The sequence below is a fragment of the Onishia taeanensis genome (assembly GCF_013349955.1).
GTDB lineage: Bacteria > Pseudomonadota > Gammaproteobacteria > Pseudomonadales > Halomonadaceae > Onishia > Onishia taeanensis_B.
The window spans coordinates 1-551 of sequence record NZ_JABVXC010000047.1 but is presented as its reverse complement, the minus strand read 5'-3'; the positions used below and the strand labels follow the sequence as shown (position 1 = coordinate 551).

Annotated in this window: 1 protein-coding gene; it reads right to left on the bottom strand. The window is 66.4% G+C overall.

The window, feature by feature from the left end:
- A partial coding sequence (locus HUS66_RS17400; protein WP_175072450.1) for an FAD-binding oxidoreductase occupies positions 1-551 on the bottom strand: 551 nt, incomplete at both ends.

Below are 551 nucleotides of genomic sequence, written 5' to 3'. Positions count from 1 at the left end.
TGCGCCAGGCCCAGCACCTTGTCGTCCACGGTCTCGATGGAGGTGGGGGATGCCGGGCTTGCCATTAACGCCTTGGCGTCCCGGAGGGCATCCATGAAGCTCGAGTAGCGAACATTGACCAGGGTGGAGTGCTTGGGAATCGGCAGCACGTTGAGTACCGCTTCGTTGAGCAGCCCAAGCGAGCCCTCCGAACCGCACAGCACGCTGTTGAGATCGAACTGCCGCTGGTCGTTATAGAGGTGCGCCAGGTCATAGCCCGTCAGGCAGCGGTTGAGCTTGGGGAACTTGGCCTCGATCAGCCCGGCTTGGGTATCGATGATGGCGCGGGCGGTGCGGTGGGCCTCGCCGACCCGGTCGTCCCGGGCGCAGGTCGCCTCCAGCGCCTCGCCTTCGAGCGGCCGGCTAGTGAGGCGCTGGCCGCCCAGCAGCACGCTGTCGAGCTCCAGCACGTGATCGCGGGTCTTGCCGTATTCACAGCTGCCCTGGCCGCTGGCATCGGTCGAGATCATGCCGCCGATGGTGGCGCGATTGGAGGTCGACAGCTCCGGGGC